2 protein-coding genes are annotated in these 2,187 nt (G+C 42.8%); both read left to right on the forward strand.

Annotated elements, in window-relative coordinates:
- Positions 1 to 160: 160 nt before the first annotated feature.
- Positions 161 to 571 carry a peptide deformylase gene (locus HT736_RS02410; protein ID WP_000412227.1) on the forward strand — a complete coding sequence of 137 codons (411 nt, stop codon included), beginning with the start codon at positions 161 to 163 and terminating at the stop codon, positions 569 to 571.
- An 11-nt stretch (positions 572 to 582) separates the two neighbouring features.
- Positions 583 to 2,178 carry a hypothetical protein gene (locus HT736_RS02415; protein ID WP_000822860.1) on the forward strand — a complete coding sequence of 532 codons (1,596 nt, stop codon included), beginning with the start codon at positions 583 to 585 and terminating at the stop codon, positions 2,176 to 2,178.
- The last annotated feature ends 9 nt before the right edge of the window (positions 2,179 to 2,187 follow it).

A 2,187-nucleotide genomic window follows, 5' to 3' on the forward strand; every position in this document is an offset into this window, starting at 1 on the left:
GCTAGCTTCCTAGTTTGCTTTTTGATTTTCATTGAGTATAAGTAGCAAAAAAGTCATCTTCGGATGGCTTTTTGCTACAGTTGAGGGAAAGGGCTTGCAGTTATCGGCTTTTGTGCTATAATTGTTATAATATAGTAAAAAACAAGAGGAGTGTGAGGAAGTGGAAAAGAAAATTGTAAAAGATATTTTGTTTTTATCTCAGGTATCTCAGCCGGCAAGTCAGGAAGACCTTTATCTTGCCAGAGATTTGCAGGATACACTCTTAGCAAATCGTGAGACCTGCATTGGTCTAGCTGCCAATATGATTGGGGTGCAAAAGCGCGTGATTATCTTTAATCTTGGCTTGGTTCCCGTGGTCATGTTTAACCCAGTGCTTCTGTCCTTTGAAGGATCCTATGAGGCAGAAGAAGGCTGTTTGTCCTTGGTAGGTGTGAGATCAACTAAGCGTTATGAAACCATAAGGCTTGCCTATCGTGACAGCAAGTGGCAGGAACAGACCATTACCTTGACAGGCTTCCCAGCTCAGATTTGCCAGCATGAGCTGGATCACTTGGAAGGACGAATCATTTAGGAGGAAAGCAAATGAAACGAATAGTCTTTGAACTTATTTTTATCGCAACGACCTGGTATATCTTTTTACCGCCCCTTAACCTGACCAGCTGGGAATTTCTCTTCTTCCTCTGTGGGCATTTGTTAGTTGTGGCAATCTTATTTGGCTTTGGCAAGGGGATAAACCTTGTCAAAACGGTTCATGTGCGCCACGGTAAGGCGGAAGCTGCCTTAAATCTTGAGGGTTTCAAAATCAATCGGTTAGGGAAAATTCTGTTAGCTTCGATTGGAGGAATTCTTCTCTTGGCAGCTTTGGTTTCCTTGGTAACTTCCAGCATGTTTCAGGCTAAAAATTATGCCAATGTAGTCACGGTTACGGAAAAAGACTTTACTGAATTTCCTAAGAGTGACACCAGTAAGGTTCCTATCCTAGATAGAAGTACTGCTGAAAAAATTGGAGACCGCTACTTGGGTTCCCTAACCGATAAGGTGTCGCAATACGTAGCGGCAGATACCTATACCCAATTGACAATTGATGGGAAACCTTATCGAGTGACGCCACTAGAATACGCAGACCCTATCAAATGGTTTAACAATCAAGCCAAGGGAATCGGTGAGTATATCAAGGTGGACATGGTAACTGGAAATGCGGACTTGGTGGACTTGAAGACACCAATCAAGTATTCGGACTCGGAGTATTTTAACCGTGACGTCAAACGTCACCTGCGCTTGAAGTACCCAACTAAAATCTTCAAGACTCCATCTTTTGAGGTGGACGATGAGGGTAATCCTTTCTATGTAGCAACGGTTTACCAAAAGCAATTTGGACTTGCGGTTCCTCGTCCTGCTTCAGTCATTATCTTGGATGCTACAAATGGAGAAACCAAGGAATACAGCTTATCAGATGTTCCAGAATGGGTGGATAGGATCTATCCAGCAGAGGAAACCATTGAGCAAATCAACTACAACGGCAAGTACAAGGACGGTTTCTTGAATGCCATGATTTCCAAGAAAAACGTGACCCAGACTACCAATGGCTATAATTACTTGTCTATCGGTAATGACATCTATCTCTACACAGGTGTGACGTCGGCTAATGCGGATGAGAGTAATCTTGGTTTCATCCTTGAAAATATGCGAACAGGAGAAATTACTAAGTATAGCTTGGCTTCTGCGACAGAAGAATCAGCCCGTGAATCAGCAGAAGGTGCTGTTCAGGAGAAATCCTACAAAGCAACCTTCCCAATCCTCATCAACCTCAATGACAAGCCTTTCTACATCATGGGTTTGAAGGACAATGCTGGCTTGGTCAAAGAGTATGCTCTAGTAGACGCAGTCGAGTACCAAAATGTTATCGTAGCTACTACAGTGGAAGAGATGCTCAGCAAGTATGCCAATAAAAACGACCTTGAAATTGACAATGCAACGACAGAAAGCATCAAGGGAGTAGTAGCAGACCTCAAATCAGCTGTTATCAAGGGCGACACCGTCTACTTCTTTAAAGTTGATGGCAAGATTTACAAGGTTAAGGCCTCAGTATCAGATGACCTTCCTTACCTTGAAAATGGTAGAACCTTCGAAGGTCAAGTAGGAAAAGACAGCTATCTCAAGACCTTTAAAGTACAGTAATACTCTGCG

Source organism: Streptococcus sp. 339 (assembly GCF_013277285.1).
GTDB classification, from domain to species: Bacteria; Bacillota; Bacilli; order Lactobacillales; family Streptococcaceae; genus Streptococcus; species Streptococcus pseudopneumoniae.

Bases quoted from the DNA above. Each gene is read 5' to 3' on its own strand.
- HT736_RS02415 (WP_000822860.1), top strand. From the start codon at position 583: ATGAAACGAATAGTCTTTGAACTTATTTTTATCGCAACGACCTGGTAT.